Annotated in this window: 15 protein-coding genes; 14 read left to right on the forward strand and 1 reads right to left on the reverse strand. The window is 63.3% G+C overall.

Annotated features, from left to right (window positions below):
* Positions 1-198 precede the first annotated feature (198 nt).
* Complete coding sequence (gene puuE / locus V6M87_RS03685; protein WP_332848386.1) at positions 199-1,134, reverse strand: allantoinase PuuE; 936 nt, start codon at positions 1,132-1,134, stop codon at positions 199-201.
* Between the two features lie 103 nt (positions 1,135-1,237).
* Here puuE and uraH point away from each other — a divergent pair, with 103 nt between their 5' ends.
* The 14 genes from uraH to V6M87_RS03755 all read left to right on the forward strand — a co-directional run bounded on the left by uraH (position 1,238) and on the right by V6M87_RS03755 (position 17,690).
* The gene (gene uraH, locus V6M87_RS03690) at positions 1,238-1,591 is read left to right on the forward strand and encodes a hydroxyisourate hydrolase (protein ID WP_332848387.1); all 354 of its coding nucleotides are present in this window, start codon (positions 1,238-1,240) and stop codon (positions 1,589-1,591) included.
* Between the two features lie 225 nt (positions 1,592-1,816).
* A complete protein-coding gene (locus V6M87_RS03695; RefSeq protein ID WP_332848388.1) occupies positions 1,817-3,073 on the forward strand; it encodes a hypothetical protein in 1,257 nt (418 codons plus the stop codon).
* A 10-nt stretch (positions 3,074-3,083) separates the two neighbouring features.
* Positions 3,084-3,482, forward strand: a complete 399-nt coding sequence (locus V6M87_RS03700) for a hypothetical protein (protein WP_332848389.1) — start codon at positions 3,084-3,086, stop codon at positions 3,480-3,482.
* A gap of 75 nt (positions 3,483-3,557) precedes the next feature.
* On the forward strand, positions 3,558-5,114 hold the full coding sequence (locus V6M87_RS03705; RefSeq protein WP_332848390.1) for a methyl-accepting chemotaxis protein: 1,557 nt from the start codon (positions 3,558-3,560) through the stop codon (positions 5,112-5,114).
* A 214-nt stretch (positions 5,115-5,328) separates the two neighbouring features.
* Positions 5,329-6,621 carry an HlyC/CorC family transporter gene (locus tag V6M87_RS03710; RefSeq protein ID WP_332848391.1) on the forward strand — a complete coding sequence of 431 codons (1,293 nt, stop codon included), beginning with the start codon at positions 5,329-5,331 and terminating at the stop codon, positions 6,619-6,621.
* 202 nt (positions 6,622-6,823) lie between these two features.
* Positions 6,824-8,548, forward strand: a complete 1,725-nt coding sequence (gene pilB, locus V6M87_RS03715) for a type IV-A pilus assembly ATPase PilB (RefSeq protein ID WP_332848392.1) — start codon at positions 6,824-6,826, stop codon at positions 8,546-8,548.
* Positions 8,549-8,556: 8 nt separating this feature from the next.
* Positions 8,557-9,786 (forward strand): type II secretion system F family protein, encoded by a 1,230-nt coding sequence (locus V6M87_RS03720; RefSeq protein WP_332848393.1) that lies wholly within the window; start codon positions 8,557-8,559, stop codon positions 9,784-9,786.
* Between the two features lie 76 nt (positions 9,787-9,862).
* Positions 9,863-10,414: a histidine phosphatase family protein gene (locus V6M87_RS03725; RefSeq protein WP_332848394.1), complete on the forward strand. Its 552-nt coding sequence runs from the start codon at positions 9,863-9,865 to the stop codon at positions 10,412-10,414.
* Between the two features lie 123 nt (positions 10,415-10,537).
* Positions 10,538-11,785: an HlyD family efflux transporter periplasmic adaptor subunit gene (locus V6M87_RS03730; protein WP_332848395.1), complete on the forward strand. Its 1,248-nt coding sequence runs from the start codon at positions 10,538-10,540 to the stop codon at positions 11,783-11,785.
* An 11-nt stretch (positions 11,786-11,796) separates the two neighbouring features.
* Positions 11,797-12,459, forward strand: a complete 663-nt coding sequence (locus V6M87_RS03735; RefSeq protein WP_332848396.1) for an ABC transporter ATP-binding protein — start codon at positions 11,797-11,799, stop codon at positions 12,457-12,459.
* Positions 12,460-12,469: 10 nt separating this feature from the next.
* Entirely contained in the window at positions 12,470-13,717 is a 1,248-nt protein-coding gene (locus V6M87_RS03740) for an ABC transporter permease (RefSeq protein WP_332848397.1), read from the forward strand.
* A gap of 50 nt (positions 13,718-13,767) precedes the next feature.
* On the forward strand, positions 13,768-14,898 hold the full coding sequence (locus V6M87_RS03745) for an ABC transporter permease (protein WP_332848398.1): 1,131 nt from the start codon (positions 13,768-13,770) through the stop codon (positions 14,896-14,898).
* An 18-nt stretch (positions 14,899-14,916) separates the two neighbouring features.
* Positions 14,917-16,323, forward strand: a complete 1,407-nt coding sequence (locus tag V6M87_RS03750) for a sigma-54-dependent transcriptional regulator (RefSeq protein ID WP_332848399.1) — start codon at positions 14,917-14,919, stop codon at positions 16,321-16,323.
* Entirely contained in the window at positions 16,320-17,690 is a 1,371-nt protein-coding gene (locus tag V6M87_RS03755; protein WP_332848400.1) for a sensor histidine kinase, read from the forward strand. The genes V6M87_RS03750 and V6M87_RS03755 overlap by 4 nt, the downstream gene beginning before the upstream one ends.
* Position 17,691 lies beyond the last annotated feature (1 nt).

Consider the following 17,691-nt stretch of genomic DNA (forward strand, 5'->3'; position numbering starts at 1 on the left):
ATCTCCCAATAAACATAATGCTTTTTTACAATTGCCTCAGATCTCAAACCCAAAAAATAGGGTCAGAGTCGAATTGTTTGCCAATTGTTCAAAGGAACTGCTCGAAAAACCCGTCGTATCGCGGTGTAACTTAATGATCAATTGCTCAAAAATTCGACTCTGACCCTAATTCTTTTGCAATGGTTTTGATACATCTGTTTATGGGGCGGGGTGGATCTGGCGCCAGTGGTTGGCGATGTCGATGCGGCGGGTGATCCAGACGTGATCGTGGCTTTGTACGTAGTCGAGGAAGCGGCCCAGCGCGGCGGCGCGGGCCGGGCGGCCGACGATGCGGCAGTGCAGGCCGATCGACAGCATTTTCGGCGCATTCAAACCGTTCGGGTCGCCTTCGGCGTACAGCACGTCGAATGCATCTTTTAAATAGTCGAAGAATTGCGTGCCCGAATTAAAACCCTGCAGGGCCGCGAAGCGCATGTCGTTGGTGTCGAGCGTGTACGGGACGACCAGGTGCGATTGCACACCGGTGCCGGTGGCAATCTGCTGGTAGAACGGCAGGTCGTCGCCGTAGTGGTCGGCGTCGTACGTAAACCCGCCGTGTTCTACCACCAGCTTGCGCGTGTTCGGTGAATCGCGCCCGGTGTACCAGCCTTGCGGCGCGGCACCCGTCAAATCGCGGAAGATCGCAACCGCCTCGTTCATGTGCGCGCGCTCGGTCGCCTCATCGACATTCTGGTACGAGATCCATTTCAAGCCGTGGCAGGCGATTTCGTGGCCCAGCGCCTGGAACGCCTTGACCGCATCCGGATTGCGCTTCAGGGCCATCGCCACCCCGAACACGGTCAGCGGCAGCTTGCGGTCCTCGAACATGCGCAGCAAGCGCCACAGCCCGGCGCGCGAACCGTATTCATAGAGCGACTCCATGCTCATGTGGCGCATCGGGAAGGCCGCTGCGCCGATGATCTCGGACAGGAAGGTCTCCGAGGCGGCATCGCCATGCAACACATTGTTCTCGCCGCCCTCTTCATAATTGAGTACGAACTGCAGCGCAATGCGGGCCTCGCCCGGCCACTGCGGATGGGGCGGCGTGCGGCCGTAGCCGATCAGGTCGCGCGGGTAGTTGTCGTCAGTGCTCATGGCGGGTCCGATGGTGGATATATTTGCCATCTTATATTGCCAACCACGCAAAGCTATATGATTGGGCGGATACCTTTTTCTGCCAACCATATAAGAGAACTCCATGGGAAAAATCAGCACGCACGTCCTCGATACAACGCGCGGCTTGCCGGGCGCCGGCGTCCAGGTGGAGCTGTACCGCGTCGACGCCACCGCCCGCATCCTCGTCAAGGAAGACACCACCAATGCCGACGGCCGCTGCAGCGCGCCGCTGCTTGAAGCGGACGCGCTGGTGACGGGCAAGTACGAACTGGTCTTCGGCGCCGGCGCCTACTTTGCAGCGCAAGGCGTTGCCCTGCCCGATCCACCATTTCTGGACAGGGTCATCATCGCGTTCGGCGTGGCCGACGCCAGCCAGAATTACCATGTGCCGCTGGTATTGACGCCATGGTCATACTCGACCTACCGCGGCAGTTAGCAAAACTATCGGGGAGATAACATATTTCATCTGACAGTCTTGCCCTACTGTCAGCAATTTACAACAAGAAAGCGCAAATCCGTTACTTTGTCACTGCAGTGTGAATTTTCCTTGCGGTAAATATTGCCACTTGGATAGAATTATTCAGCCAGGTAAATACGCGGCAGCGATGCCAGGACCTGCCACCAATTCGATTCACAACTGCATACTCGCGACAGGTAACGCATGAAAAAACACATTCTGGCCACACTGCTGGCCCTGCCCCTGGCAGTCAACCTCGCCTACGCTCAGGACGTGGGCGATGGCTTGAGCATCAAAGTGAGCGGCTTCGGCACCGGCGCCCTGACAATGAGCAACACCGACGACGCCGAATTCGGCCGCGCCAACCAGGCCCGCGGCGTCAAGAAGGATGCCCGCACCGGCGTCGATTCGAATCTCGGCCTGCAAGCGGACGTTGCCATCAATAGCTGGCTGTCGCTGACCGGCCAGGGACTGGTACGCAAGGATGCCGAAGACGACTACGGCGCCGAAGCCACGCTGGCCTTCGCGAAAGCCAGGGTCAACGATGCGCTGAGCATCCGCGTCGGCCGCATGGGTGTGCCGGTCTTCATGATTTCGGAGTACCGCAACGTCGGCTACGCCAACAACTTCGTGCGTCCGCCGCAAGAGATGTACTCGCAGGTTCCGTTCAACAATATCGACGGCGTCGATGCCGTCTGGCAGGTCGCCTTCGGCGACACCAGCTTGACGGCGCAACTTGCTGCCGGACGCAGCAAGGCGCCGGTGGCCGGCAATCTGAATGTGGAAATGAAATCGCTGGTGGCGCTGAACCTGGTGGCCGAACACGGTCCGTTCACCGCGCGCTTCGGCCGCGCCGACGGCAAGTTGACCATCACCGGCTCGACCTCGCTCGATGGCCTGCTGGCATCGCTGCGCAGCGCCGGCACCGGCTACCGCCTGCCGGTACTGAACACGCTGGCCGGCGACCTGGTTGCCGACAGCAAGAAGGCGTCGTTCACCTCGGTCGGCCTGGGGCTGGACTGGAACGGTTTCATCGGCCAGAGCGAATACGCCAGGCGCAAGACCGACTCCTATATCAACAGCACCACCTCGTGGTACGTGATGGGCGGCTACCGCATCGGCAAATTCCTGCCTTATTACACGCACGGCAAGCTGGCGGTCGACCGTGTCGTCGCCAATACGGTGCCGGCGGCCTGCCCGGCCGGCTACCCGGTCGCGTGCACGCCGACCCTGCGCGCCCTGTCCGCCGGTGTCGCCACCTTGCGCAGCGCGGGCCTGGGCCAAGGCGAGCAAGCGACCGACAGCCTCGGGGTACGTTGGGACCTGCACCGCTCGGCGGCACTGAAATTCCAGGTCGACCGCATCACCCCGAAAAACGGCAAGGGACTGTTCCTGAACGCGAACCCGGGTTTTTCCCACGCGGTCACGGTCGGCACTGTCGCTGTCGACTTCGTATTTTAAGGCGCCATCGATGAACAAATTGTTTAACGCGGCAATTGGCGCACTGATCCTGGCCGCCGCGCCCGCCTTCGCCGAAGTCGTGGTGGTGGTCAATCCCGCCAACACCGACGCCATCTCGAAGGACCAGGTCGCCAACGTCTATCTTGGCAAATCGACGGCTTTCACGCCGATCGACCAGTCCGACGGCTCGGCCATCCGGGGCGAGTTCTACAAGAAGGTGGCCGACAAGGATGCCTCGCAAACCAAGGCGCTGTGGTCGAAACTGGTGTTCACGGGCAAGGCTGCGCCGCCGAAAGAAGTGGCCAGCAGCGCTGACGTCAAGAAGGCCGTGGCCGCCAATCCGAAAGCCATTGGCTACATCGAAAAGAGCGCGGTCGACGCCACGGTCAAGGTTGTCCTGACTCCATAAGCAGCTGGGCATGACCATCGCCCGCCGCCCTGGTCTTCCAGGCGGCGGGTGCGTCACAATAAAAAAGAGGCAGACATGAGCATCAAGCGCAGGATCTGGGCATTGCCCGTTATCTCCACCATCATTTTTGGCCTGGGCATTGCCGTCAGCGCGAGTATTGCGAACGGCGCGCTCACCTCCATTCGCATGACCGAACGGGTCGATTATCCGGTGCTCGACGCGACCAAGTCGCTCGCACTCGATGTCGGCGCCGTCACCAGCAGCCTGCGCGACGCCGTCACCGAAGGCGACAAAGCGCGCATTGCCGCCGTGGGCGAGCAAGCCGCCAAACTGCGCGCCAGCATGGCCGCATTCGGCGCCATCGAGGGCCAGCAAGCGACAGGCGCACGCCTGGTCAAGGAATTCGACGCCTATTACGTCCCGGCGCTGGCCTCGGCCCGCATCATGCTCGAGATGGAGCAAGGCGACGCCCAGGCAACCGTGGGGCGCATGCAAAGCGCCCTGGCCGTGTTGACCACAGACCTGCAAAAAACCAATGACGCGGCCAAGGCCCAGTTCAAGGCCGGCATCGCCACTAGCGAAGCGAGCGTGAACAAGGTCCTCACCACCATGGTGCTGGCCGCCTTGATCGTCGTGCTCAGCCTGGCGCTGGTGTCGTATTTCGTCGTCAAGGCCATCTGGCAGCAACTCGGCGGCGAGCCGGAATATGCGCGCGCCATCGCCAGCGCCGTGGCTGCGGGCGACCTGTCGATGGCGATCCGCACCGATGCGGGCGACAGCAGCAGCCTGCTGGCAGCACTCAAGGAAATGCGCGACCGCCTGGCCAATATGGTGGCCGATATCAAGTCATCGGCGGAAACCATCGCCGTGGCCAGCGCAGAAATTTCCAGCGGCAACGCCGACCTGGCCAGCCGCACCGAATCGCAGGCAGGTAGCCTGGAGCACACCGCACGCGCCATGGAAGAACTGACCGGCACCGTGCGCCAGAATGCCGCCAGCACGACGCAGGCCAACACCCTGGTCATGTCGGCCTCGACCATCGCCACGCGCGGTGGCGAAGTGGTCGGCGGCGTGGTCGCGACCATGGGCGAAATCAATAGCTCGGCCAACAAGATCGTCGACATCATCGCCGTGATCGACGGGATTGCGTTCCAGACGAATATCCTGGCGCTGAATGCTGCCGTGGAAGCGGCGCGTGCCGGCGAGCAGGGCCGCGGCTTTGCCGTGGTCGCGTCGGAAGTGCGCAACCTGGCCCAGCGCAGCGCCGCCGCAGCCAGGGAAATCAAGGGTTTGATTGGCGATTCGGTGGCCAAGGTCAACGCCGGCAGCGTGCTGGTTGATGAAGCGGGCGTCACCATGGGCCAAATCGTCGAGTCGGTCAAAAAGGTGCTCGACATCATGTCCGAGATCAGCGCCGCGGGGCAGCGCCAGAGTCAGGGCATCGACGACATTGGCCGGGCCATTGCCAGCATCGACGACATGACGCAGCAGAATTCGGCGCTGGTGGAACAGGCGTCGGCGGCGGCGCTGTCGCTGCTGGACCAGACCGACCATCTCAGTGGAGCGCTGGCGGTGTTCAAGCTGGCCCCTGCCGCAGCGGAAAGTGGGCGCCTGGCGCTGGCGCCCTATTAATATAGTGGTGTTGCCGACACGCGCGCTGACGACGGCGTTTCGACGCCGTTGGCGCGGCATGATGCCACGCCTTCGCGTGGACAAACTTGCAAGCAATTCCCCCTTGCCTTAGAATCGGTCACTCTGCGCTTGCGCTTCACCGCAGGCGCGACGCACCGGTCATGGCCAACCCGCCGCACCGGTTCTGCCCACGTAATTGTCCCGACGGCTCGCCTTGGATACCGTACCACTCTGGGTGCTGATGCTCGCACTCGCTGTCCTCATTGCCTGCTCGGCGTTTTTCGCGATGTCCGAGACGGCCCTGATGGCCGCCAATAAATACCGTTTGCGCCACCTGGCCAAGCGCGGCAACCGCGGCGCCATCACGACGCTGTGGCTACTCGACCGTACCGACAAGCTGCTGTCGCTGGTGCTCATCGCCAACACGCTGATCAATGCCATGGCCACCGCGCTCGTCACGGCGATTGCCATTTTGTTCTTCGGCCACGAAGAAAGCGTGATCACGATCGCCACCGCGGTTGTTGCTTTTTTGCTGATCGTGTTCGCCGAAATTTCGCCAAAAGTCATCGGCGCGACCTATCCCGAACGCATCTCGCTGTTCGCGGCCGTCGTCCTGAAACCGATGATGCGCGCCGCGAAACCGGTGATCTGGTTCGTCAACCTGTTCGTTTCGTCGGTGCTGAAAGGGCTGCGCATCCAGTCCGGCGGGAATCTCCATGAACACCGCGTCTCGCCGGAAGAGCTGCGCTCGATCGTGCTGGAAGGTGGCAATTTCATTCCGCAAAAGCACAAAAGTATCCTGCTCAACCTGTTTGACCTGGAAACGATCTCGGTCGAAGACATCATGACGCCACGCGCCCAGATCGAGGCCATCGACCTGGCATCGACGGTAACCGAGATCAAACAGGCGTTGACAACCTGCTACCACAACAAGCTGGTTGTGTATGAAGGCGAGATCAACAAGATCATCGGCGTGCTGCACGTGCGCAAAGCCGTGGCGCTGCTGAACCAGGACGACGAACTGACGGTCGAGCACTTCCGCGAACTGGTCAGCACGCCCTACTACATTCCGCAGGACACCGGCGTATTCACCCAGCTGCAATATTTTCAGGAAAACCGCGAGCGGCTCGGCATCATCGTCGACGAATACGGTGAAGTTCAGGGCATTGTCACGCTAGAAGACATTATCGAAGAAATGATAGGTGAATTCACCACGTCCGTCCCCGGCGCCACGCGCAGCGATTCCTTCGGCTGGGACAAGGATGGCGTCTGCCTGCTCGAGGGTTCCACGCCCTTGCGCGACATCAATAAGCGGCTGGGACTGAACTTTGCACTGGATGGGCCGAAAACCGTCAACGGCCTGTTGCTGGAACAGTTGCAGGAAATCCCGGACGCGCCGATCGCCCTCAAGATGGGCAGTTGTGTCATCGAAGTGGTGCAAGTACAAAACCAGGCCATCAAAGTGGTAAAACTGCTACGCCTGGGACCAGCCAAACGCACTTCCTGACGCCCCATTGCGCCCGCTCGCACGCGTTTTTCGCGTGCGATGCCATTCTGCCTACGTGGTATCGACGCCTCGCTTCGCATACAAACTCTTTACAAAATTGATGCCCGTAGGCATCATCGAATAAGTTCGTCATGCCTATGCAGCCCGAATTTTTCGCATTTGTCAACCTTGTTGTTCAACATATATCTAACCCACGGCATCTATGGCGGCAGTCCTTCCCACGACGAACTCAGGCACGGCACTGGCTGGCCTGGCGCGTGCGCTCGTGCAGGCGGGACGTTTGCAACTGCCCGCAGCCGAGGCGCTGCAAAAGAAAGCAGCCCAGGACAAGACCCTGTTCATCGATGCGCTGATCGCGTCCGGCACCATCAAGGCGCCCGACCTGGCCATCTTCTGCTCTGAAACATTTGGTTACCCGCTGATCGACCTGTCCGCCTTCAGCGCCGCCTCGCTGCCGCCGTCGGCCATCGACGGCAAGCTGATGCAATCGCAGCGCGTGGTCGCGCTGGCCAAGCGCGGCAACAAGATGTCGGTCGCGGTGTCGGACCCGACCAATATCCAGGCGCTGGACCAGATCAAGTTCCAGAGCGAAGCATCGGTCGAACCCGTCATCGTCGCGCACGACGTCCTGATTGCCCTGCTGTCCACGCTGGGCAAGAGTGCCGAGCAAACCTTGCAGGACATGGTCGGTGACGACCAGGACATCGAGTTCGCCGACGACGAACCGGCCGCCCAGCAGGGCAACGACCAGGCCAACGAGGTCGAAGACGCACCGATCGTCAAGTTTCTCAACAAAATCCTGATGGACGCGGTCAACCTGGGCGCGTCGGACATCCACTTCGAGCCGTTCGAAAAGTTTTACCGCATCCGCATGCGGGTCGACGGCGTGCTACGCGAACATGCGCAACCGCCCATCTCGATCCGCGACAAACTGGTCTCGCGCATCAAGGTGCTGTCCAAGCTCGACATCTCCGAAAAACGCGTGCCGCAGGATGGCCGCATGCGCCTGATCCTGTCGTCCGTGAAGACCATTGACTTGCGCGTCTCGACCTTGCCGACCTTGTTCGGCGAAAAGACCGTCATGCGTATTCTGGACGCCACCCAGGCGCAGATGGGCATCGAATCGCTCGGCTACGACGCCGACCAGCGCGACACGCTATTAGAAGCCATCCAGCGCCCGTACGGCATGGTGCTGGTGACCGGCCCGACCGGTTCCGGCAAGACCGTCTCGCTTTACAGCTGCCTGAACGTCCTGAACAAGCCGGGCATCAATATTTCGACCGCGGAAGACCCGGCCGAGATCAATTTGCCGGGCGTGAACCAGGTTAACGTGAACGACCGCGCCGGTCTCACCTTCCCGGTGGCCCTGAAATCATTCCTGCGCCAGGATCCGGACATCATCATGGTCGGCGAGATTCGCGACCTGGAGACGGCCGACATCGCCATCAAGGCCGCGCAAACGGGCCACATGGTGTTTTCCACGCTGCACACCAACGATGCCCCGTCGACGCTGACGCGCCTGATGAACATGGGCGTGGCGCCGTTCAATATTGCTTCCTCGGTGATCCTGATCACCGCCCAGCGCCTGGCGCGCCGCCTGTGCACCTGCAAGCAGCCGCTGGCGATGACCGACGAAGCGCTGCTGGCCGCCGGCTACCGCCCGGCCGAGGTGGGCGGCTGGCAACCGATGGGGCCAGTCGGCTGCGAGCGCTGCCTCGGTTCCGGCTACAAGGGCCGGGTCGGCATTTACCAGATCATGCCGATCACCCCTGCCATTGAAAAGATCATTCTTGCACACGGCAATTCCATGGAAATTGCCGCCCAATCCGAAGCAGAAGGCGTCAATTCCTTGCGCCGCTCCGGTCTGATGAAGGTGAAACAAGGCCTGACGAGCCTCGAAGAAGTACTTGGCTGTACCAACGAATAGGAACAATGATGGCAACCTCTCTCCCTGTGCGCGGCGGCGCGCAAATCAAGGAATCGATCTACGCCTGGGAAGGCAAGGACAAGTCTGGCAAGACAGTACGCGGCGAACTGCGGGCAGGCGGGGAGGCGATCGTCAACGTCACCCTGCGTCGCCAGGGCGTGTTGGTCACCAAGGTCAAGAAAAAGGTGTACCGCAGCGGCAAGAAGATCAGCGAAAAGGACATTGCCCTGTTCACGCGCCAGCTGGCCACCATGATGAAGGCCGGCGTGCCGCTGCTGCAATCGTTCGAAATTGTCGGCAAGGGCCACGCCAACCCATCGATGGGTAAGCTCATCATGGACCTGCGCGCGGATATCGAAACCGGTACCAGCCTGAACAACGCATTCCGCAAATATCCGCTGTATTTCGATCCGCTGTTCTGCAACCTGGTGGGCGCCGGCGAGCAGGCCGGTATCCTGGAAGAGTTGCTCAACCGCCTCGCCATCTACAAGGAAAAAACGATCGCCATCAAGGCCAAGATCAAGTCGGCCCTGATGTATCCGGTGTCGATCCTGGCGATTGCCTTCATCGTCACCGCGGTCATCATGATCTGGGTGGTGCCGGCCTTTAAAGAGGTTTTCGAAAGCTTCGGTGCCAACCTGCCGGCGCCGACGCTGATCGTGATGGCGATCTCCGATTTCTTCGTCACCTGGTGGTACCTGATCTTCGGCAGCCTGTTCGGCGGCCTGTACTTCTTCTTCCAGAGCTGGCGCCGGTCCCTCAAAATGCAGCAAACCATGGACCGCCTGCTGCTGAAGGCGCCGATCTTCGGCGCGGTCATTCGCAAGGCCACCATCGCCCGCTGGACCCGCACGCTGGCCACCATGTTCGCCGCCGGCGTGCCGCTGGTCGAAGCGCTCGACTCGGTCGGTGGCGCCTCCGGCAACGCGGTCTACCTGGAAGCCACACGCAAGATCCAGACCGAAGTGTCGAGCGGTACCAGCCTGACCGTGGCCATGCAGAACGCCAATGTGTTCCCGGCCATGGTCACGCAGATGGTGGCCATCGGCGAAGAATCCGGCGCGCTCGACGCCATGCTGGGCAAGGTCGCCGATTTCTTCGAGGAAGAAGTCGACGAAGCGGTGGCCGGTTTGTCCTCGCTGATGGAGCCGATCATCATGGTGATCCTGGGTGTCATCATCGGCGGCCTGGTTGTTGCGATGTACCTGCCGATCTTTAAATTGGGTTCGGTGGTGTAAGCCAGGCGGTCATCCGCTACACTCGGGGCGTGTGCAGATTGCTGCACACGCCCCATTTTCATTTGTGAAGGCATCCGTGCAGATTACCCTCATGCGGCACGGCAAGCCGGTGTTGGCAGCGAGCCGCTGGCTGGCGCCGTGCGAGATGGGCCACTGGATCGCCGCGTATGACGAGGCCGGCGTCCATGTCGATGCCATCCCACCGGCCAGCCTCGCCGCCGCCAGCACGGCGGTCATCGTCTTTGCCAGCAGCTTGCCGCGTGCGCAGTCATCGGCGCGCGCGCTCGGCCACGCCGCCCCCCGCGTCGATGCGCTGTTCCGCGAGGCCGCACTGCCCTTTCCCTTGTGGCGGTGCCCGCGCCTGCCGCCGTTCGCCTGGGCCGCCCTTCTGCGCCTGGCCTGGCTGTGCGGCTACGCCCGCGGCGCCGATGCGCTGGCCACCGTCAGGCAACGCGCCAGGGCCGCCAGCGCGCAGCTCATTGCCGCCGCCGCCGCTGGCCCGGTGCTGCTGGTCGGCCACGGCATCATGCAGCGCCTGATCGCGCGCGAACTGCGCGCCGCCGGCTGGACCGCTGTCAGTCGCCATCGCAGCGGCCACTGGGGCATGGCCCGCTACCGGCTCGATTGATCCGACTGTCCGGTTCCGGACACCCCTGCCCGCCAGCGGCCACCCGGATGCAGCGGCGCACGGGGCAACAGCCCTGGCACGGCACTTGCAGTGAAGTAGTCACCACGACCACTTCTTCCTGACATGGACCACGCCATTCCCTCCGCCCAACTGCGCCGCCGCAGCCGCATCCAGATCGCCACCGGCGTGCTGCTGTTTTCCGGCGTGTGCGCAGCCGCCTGGGGCATCAACCGCGTCATCCGGCCCAGCGTGGACAGTGCCGACATCGTCGTAGCAACGGTCAGGCGCGGCAACGTCGACAACACGATCGACGCGGCCGGCATCGTCATTCCGGTGCACGAAGAAGTCGTGTCCAGCCCTGGCGCGAGCCGCGTCGCGCGGGTCCATGCCAAGCCGGGCCAGCAGGTCAAGGGCGGCGAACTGCTGCTGGAACTGGACGACCGCACCATCCGCCTGGCGCTCGAAGCGCTCAAGGAGCAACTGGCGCAACAGCACAACCGCGTCAGCACCTTGACACTCGAGATGGAGCAAAAGCTCAAGCAGACCAGCAGCGCCATCGAACTGCTCGAGATCGACCTGCAGGCCGCGCGCGTAAAACATGAGCGCAACCAGAAACTGCGCGTCACCGGCATCGTCTCGGGCGAGGATTTGCTGACGGCCGAGCTGAATGTGAAGCGCGCCGAGATCGGCTTGCGTCAGCAGCGCGACCTGCTGGTCGACACGCGCCGCGCCACCGCCAGCGCAGTCAACGCGGCCGGCCTGCAGCAAGCCATCCTGCAAAAACAGATCGTGCAACAGGAAGCGCTGCTGGCGCAAACGCGCGTTTGTGCGCCGTTTGCCGGCATGCTCACCTTCGTCGTCGAAGAAGAAGGGGCCAGCGTAGCGGCCGGGCAGCTGGTGGCGCGCGTTTCGGAGCTGCACAATTACAGGGTCGAGGCGACCTTGTCGGATTTTCACGCCAGCCTGCTGGCGGCCGGGCAGCCGGTGCGCGTCGAACAGAACGGCACGGTGCTGGCCGGCTCCATCCACACCATCCTGCCGGAAATCCAGAACGGCACCATCAAATTGCTGGTCGACCTGGAGCGGCCGCACGACACCCTGCTGCGCAACAAAATGCGCGTCGACGTCCACATCGTCACCGCGCGCCGCGCCAACGTGCTGGTGATCGCCAGCGCGGGCGCCTTCAATGGCCAGGGCGCGCAGGCCGCCTTCCTGGTGCGCGACGGCGTGGCGCAGAAGACCACGCTGACGCTGGGCGCCAGCGACGGCAAGGTGGCCGAGGTGGCCGCCGGCGCCCGCGCAGGCGACGCCTTCATCGTTTCCAACACCAGCACCTTCAAAGACCGCGACACCATCCGCATTACAAACTAAGGCAAGCCACCATGATCAAACTGAGCAACATCAGCAAGACCTACCGCACCGACAAGGTCGAAACGCTGGCCCTGAACGACATCGACCTGCACGTCAGGCAAGGCGAATTCGTCGCCATGATGGGCCCCAGCGGCTGCGGCAAGAGCACGCTCCTGAATGTCATCGGCCTGCTCGACCGGCCCGGCCAGGGCAGCATCGACATCAACGGCATGGCCGTCCAGAAGCGCGCCGACAAGGACCTGGCGCAGCTGCGCAACCAGACCTTCGGCTTCATCTTCCAGAGCTTCCACCTGATCCCCGATTTGCGCGTGATCGACAACGTCGAACTGCCGCTGCTGTACCGGAAAATGGCCAACGCCGAGCGGCGTGCGCTGGCGCGGGCAGCGCTGGAAAAAGTGGGCCTGGGCGCACGCATGGATCACTATCCGAACCAGCTGTCGGGCGGCCAGCAGCAGCGCGTGGCGATTGCGCGCGCGATCGTCGGCCGGCCGCAGATCCTGCTGGCCGATGAACCGACCGGTAACCTCGACAGCAAGATGGGCGAGGAAGTCATGGACATCCTTATGCAGCTCAATGACGAAGGCACCACCGTCGTGATGGTGACCCACGACGAGCAGCAGGCGCGCCGCGTGCACCGCATCGTGCGCGTGTTCGACGGCCAGCTGGTCGCATAGGGAGACCACGATGCTCCGCAATTATCTGCTCACGGCCTGGAAAGTGTTCATGCGCCGCAAACTGTTCACGACGATTAACCTCGCCTGCATCGTGCTCACGCTGGTCATCCTGATGGTCATTACCGCCATGCTCGAAAGCGCCTTCTATCCCGCCGGCGTCGAGGGAAAGAGCGACCGCTTCCTGCAAGTGATGACGATCCACATGGAGGGGCGGGACAAAGGCTCGATGAGCCAGTCGCCGCTCGGTTTCAAACTGATCGACCAGTACCTGAAACCCCTGGCCGGCGTCGAGCGCGTCGCTGCGCTGACCTCAGCCGATCCGGTCTCGGTCTACCAGGGCGAGCGGGTCAGCACACTCGACATGCGCCGCACCGATGCCGATTACTGGAAGGTGCTCGACTTCACGGTGCTGGCTGGGCGCCTGACCACCGCGCAGGACGACATCGACGCGCGCCAGGTCGCCGTGATTAACCGCAGCAGTGCAAAAAAACTGTTCGGCGGGCTGCCGGCGGCGGCAATCGGGCAAAAGATCGACGTGGGCGGCCAGTCTTTCGAGATCGTCGGCGTGGTCGAGAATGCGCTGCACCTGAATGCGTACGGTGACCTGTGGGCGCCCATTTCCACCTTCCCGTCGAGCGGCTATCGCCAGCAGCTGACCGGGTCTTTCTCGGCGCTGATTCTGGCACACAAGGCCAGCGACCTGGCGCGCATCCGGCGTGAGGTGGCGCGCATCGCCAGCGGCGTCGTCACCGACGATCCGGCCAAGTGGAAAACCGTGAAGTTCTGGGCCGATAGCAAGCTCGACCTGTTTGCCCGCAGCACGGTGGGCAGCGAAAAGACCGCCGATCCAGGCGCTACCGAACTGCTGGCCATCCTGTGTGCCGCCATGGTTCTGTTCATGCTGCTGCCGGCGCTGAACCTGGTCAACCTGAATACCGGGCGCATTCTCGAACGCCAGACGGAAATTGGCGTGCGCAAGGCGTTCGGCGCGACCAGCGCCACGCTGGCCGGCCAGCTGATCGTCGAAAATATCCTGCTCTGCCTGGCCGGCGGCCTGATCGCCCTGGGCGTCACCGCCGGGGTGCTGGCCTGGATCGAAGCCGCCGCCCTGATCCCTTACCTGAAGATCGAGATGGACTGGGCAGTGTTCGGCTACGGGCTCGTGCTCGCCACCGTGTTCGGTTTGCTGTCCGGCGTACTGCCGGCCTGGAAAATGTCGCGCCTCGATCCTGTCCACGCCTTGAAAGGAAGCACCTGATGCTGCGCCATCTATTAAAACTGACCTGGAAACGCAAGTCCAGGAACCTGATGCTGAGTCTTGAAATCCTGCTCGCCTTTGCCATCGTGTTTGCCATTGCCGCCTTCGGACTGCGCAGCTGGCAGCTGTACCGGATGCCGCTCGGCTTCGCCGTGCAGGATGTGTGGTCGGTCTCGATTGGTACCGGCGGCAAGGATCGTCTCGACGGCGCCAGCATCGATGCTTTCCTGCGCGGTGTCCGCGAACTGCCGGAAGTGGCGCAGGCGTCCTTTGCCAGCATCACACCCTACACGCATTCGACCCACATCGACGGCATGAAAGCGCCAGGCGGCCCGGAGATTCCGGCTAACCTGATGGAAGCGAGCGACGATTTCGCGGCCGTCATGTCGGTTCCCCTTGCCGAGGGGCGCTGGTTTGCACCGGGCGATAATGGCGCCGCCGCGCGGCCAGTGGTCATCAACCGCATGCTGGCCGAGAGGCTGTTCCCCGGCCAGGCGGCACTGGGCCGCGCCTATGCATCGGACAACGACCTGGAGCATTTCAAGGTGGTCGGCATCGTGGACGACTACCGCGGCAAGGGCGAGTTGATGGCACCGGTGCCGTTCATGATCAAGCGTTTCGTGCCGACCGATGTCAGCAGCTACGCGCGCAGCCTGCTGTTGCGCGTCAAGCCGGGCACCGACCGGGCCTTCGAGAGCCGCCTCAACAGCCGCCTGAAAGCGATCCGCAACGACTGGAGCTACAGCATCAGACCGCTGCCGGACCTGCGCAAGTCCGAACTGAACGCCGGGTTCACACCCTTGATCATCCTGGCCACGATTGCCGCCTTCATGCTGGTGATGGTCGCCTTCGGCCTGTTCGGCGCGCTGTGGCAAAACACCACGCAGCGCATCCCGGAGATAGGCCTGCGGCGCGCGCTGGGCGCCAGAGCCGGCGCCATCTACGGCCAGATCATCGCCGAGCAGCTGTTGCTCAGTTCCGTGGCCATCGCGCTGGGACTGGTCTTGCTGGTACAGCTGCCGTTGACCGGTGCGCTGGGCGCGGCGCTCAACTGGCAGGTGTTTTTTGGCGCGGCCGGCCTGTCGATGACTGTGATCTATCTGCTATCCTTGCTCTGCTCGCTCTACCCGGGCTGGCGCGCCAGCCGGCTCAGCCCGACCCAGGCGCTGCACCATGAATAAACGTCAAACAGGCAATCGATGAAATCAGAAGGCAAGCGGCGCATCCTGGTCGTCGACGACGACAGCGCGGTACAGGTGTCGCTGGCCCTGCTGCTCAAGCAGGCCGGCTTCGACGCGGTTTGCTGCGACGGCCCGCGCGAAGCGCTGGCGGCACTCGCCGCCAGTCGGTTCGACCTGGCGCTGCAGGACATGAATTTTTCACTGCAGACCAGCGGCGAGGAAGGCATGGCGCTGTTGCTGGAACTACGCCAGCACTATCCTGCCCTGCCGGTGCTGTTGATGACGGCCTGGGGCTCGATTGCGCTGGCCATTCGCGGCGTGCAGGCCGGCGCCGCGAATTTTTTCACCAAACCCTGGGACAATGCGCAGCTGGTCGATTTGATCGAGGCAACGCTGGTCTCCAGCGCGCCCGCCGTGCCAGCCGCGCCGCGCCAGGCCCGTGCTGCACTCGACGGCCGCGCCGACTTCGGCACCATCGTCGGCGAACATCCGGCCTTGCTCAAGGTGCTGGAAACGGTGGCCCAGGTCGCGCGCACGCGCGCGCCCGTGCTGATCCTCGGCGAAAGCGGCACCGGCAAGGAACTCATTGCCGACGCCATCCACCGCAACAGCCCGCGCGCCGGCGCGCCCATCGTCAAGATCAATATGGGCGCGATCACGCCGTCGCTTTTTGAGAGCGAGATGTTCGGCCACGTGCGCGGCGCGTTTACCGATGCGCGCGCCGATCGCAAGGGCCATATCGCCAGCGCCGACGGCGGCACCCTGTTTCTGGACGAGATCGGCGAACTGCACCGCGCCGATCAAGTAAAACTGCTGCGCGTGCTGCAGGACCAGCGCTACCAGCCGGTCGGCACCAGCCGCGACCTGCAGGCGGATATCCGCGTGGTGTCGGCCACCAACCGCGAGCTGGCCGAGCTGGTGGCGCGCGGCGAGTTCCGCGAAGACCTGTTTTACCGCCTGAACCTGATCACGATCCGCCTGCCGCCGCTGCGCGAACGCAGGAGCGATATCGCGCTGCTGGCGCGCCACATCGCCGCCAGCGTGGCCGAGGGCTATGGCCTGGGCGCCGTGACGCTGGCCCCCGCCGCGCTGGACTGGCTCACTGCACAACCCTGGCCGGGCAATATCCGCCAGCTGAAGCAGACGCTCGAACGCACGCTGCTCCTGTCCGGCAAAACGCAGCTGGCGCAGGCCGACTTCCTGGCCACCAGCGCGGTCGACGACAGCGCCCCCGGCACGCGCCTGGGCGTGGACGGCATGACCATCGAACAGGTCGAGCGCCAGATGATTGCGCAGGCGCTGCAGCAGCACGTCGGGAATATCTCGCGCGTGGCCAAGACCCTCGGCCTGTCGCGCACGGCGCTGTACCGGCGCCTGGAACGCCACGGTCTGACCGACGGCGTCGATCCACGAAGCGCCCCATGAAACTGCGCACCAGTTTCACAAGCTACCTGGTGGCCGTACACGTGCTGCTGTTCGGCTGCGCCACGCTGCTGCTGCCGGCGCAGCCGTGGCTGTTCGTCGGCGCCGAAGGGCTGCTGGTCGCCAGCCTGGTGCTGGGCTGGTGGCAGCTGCGGCGCGCGCTGGCGCCGCTCGGCTACACGCAGCGCTTCCACGATCTGCTGGCCGACCAGCAGTACGCCAGCCGCCTGGCCGCACCAGGCATGCGCGAGCTCGACGAGCTGGTGGCCACCTTCAACACCATGCTGGCGACGCTGCACCGCGAACGCCTGGCGATCGGCGAGCAGCAGGGGTTTCTCGACCGCCTGCTGGCCGCCACGCAGAACGCCGTGCTGGTGTTCGACTTCGACCATGCTCTCTCGCTGGTCAACGCCAGCGGCCTGGCACTGCTCGGCAGCGCAGAGCCGCTCGGACAGACTTTACTCGCCTGCGCGGATGGCGCGGCCGACCCGCGCACGCGCGACCTGGTGCGCCAGCTCGATGCGTTGCCTCTGGGAGAGAGCGATGTGCTGACCGACCTGGCAGGGCGTCGCTACCGCGCCCAGCGCGGTCAGTTTTTCGACCGCGGTTTTACGCGTCACTTCCTGATGGTGGAAGAATTGACGGTGGAACTGGAAGACTCGGAGCGCGCCGCCTATGAACGCCTGGTGCGCGTGCTGGCCCATGAAGTGAACAACACGGTCGCCGCCACCGGCTCGGTGCTCGACTCGCTGCTGGCCTATCGCGGCCAGTTGACCGACACCGATGCTGCGGACTTCAGCACCGCAATCGTCGCGGTCAAGCGCAGGAATACAGGCCTGGGCGAATTCATCGACAGGTTCACGAAAGTCGTCAAAATGCCGGCGCCCGAGCTGCGCCCGGCGCACATCGGCGCCGTGATGGACGATATCCTCTGGCTCAGCCGCGAGCAGTGCCACAGCCGCGCCATCCTGCTGTCCTGGGGCCGGCGCGACGATGTGGCGCCGGTGCAGCTGGACGTGCAGCTGATGGAGCAGGCGCTGCTCAACATCGTCAAGAACGCGATCGAAGCGATCGAGGCCGGCAATGCAGCCAATGGCAGCACGGGCGGCGCGATCCGCATCGATTTGATGGCGACGCGCCAGGGCGCGCAACTGGCGATCGTCGACTCCGGTGGCCAGCTCGACGCCACGCCCATGCGCCAGCTGTTCACGCCCTTCTTCAGCACCAAGAAAGGCGGCCAGGGCATCGGCTTGATGTTCGTGCGCGAAGTGCTCACGCGCCACGGCTTCACGTGGGCGCTGGCGCCAGGCGGCGCTGGCAACACGGGAGAAACGCGCTTCGACATCTGGCTGCCCGCGTCCAGCAATTAGA

It is taken from the genome of Massilia sp. S19_KUP03_FR1, from assembly GCF_036688685.1.
GTDB lineage: Bacteria > Pseudomonadota > Gammaproteobacteria > Burkholderiales > Burkholderiaceae_D > JALYUM01.